This window comes from Stenotrophomonas maltophilia group sp. RNC7 (assembly GCF_030910085.1).
GTDB lineage: Bacteria > Pseudomonadota > Gammaproteobacteria > Xanthomonadales > Xanthomonadaceae > Stenotrophomonas > Stenotrophomonas sepilia.
The window spans coordinates 1-431 of sequence record NZ_JAVFVN010000580.1; the positions used below are offsets into that span (position 1 = coordinate 1).

The 431-nt window shown below is 66.8% G+C and carries 1 pseudogene; it reads left to right on the forward strand.

The features are described 5' to 3' along the window. Nucleotides 1-141: pseudogene (locus tag RCF13_RS11040) on the forward strand (acetyl-CoA C-acyltransferase); the annotation flags it as partial. Nucleotides 142-431: the final 290 nt, after the last annotated feature.

Here is a 431-nt window from a genome sequence, read left to right on the forward strand (position 1 = left end):
GACAAGATCAACCTGCTGGGCTCGTCGCTGGCCACCGGCCACCCGTTCGCCGCTACCGGCGCACGCGTGATCGCCACGGCAGCCAAGCAGCTGGCCGAACGCGGCGGTGGCCGCGCACTGGTGTCGATCTGCACCGCCGGTACGAAAACGCCGCCCAATGGGCGGCGTTTTCGTTGGTTGCTCCGGTGGGTGCCGACCGGTGGTCGGCACACCTCACCCCTGCTTAAGGCAACCGCGGGTTGCCGAACAAGTCGCGCGCTTCGTTTGCGTCATAAACCCGCGGCTGTGCCACCATGGGGCCCAAACAAACGGTAGAAACCAACTAAACCCCCGACTTTTGGGCGGGTTTTTTTCCCCTGGGGGGGGGGCCCGGGGGGGCCACTACCGTGATGCTCAGCGTTCGACGATCGCCACCACGCCCATGCCGCCGG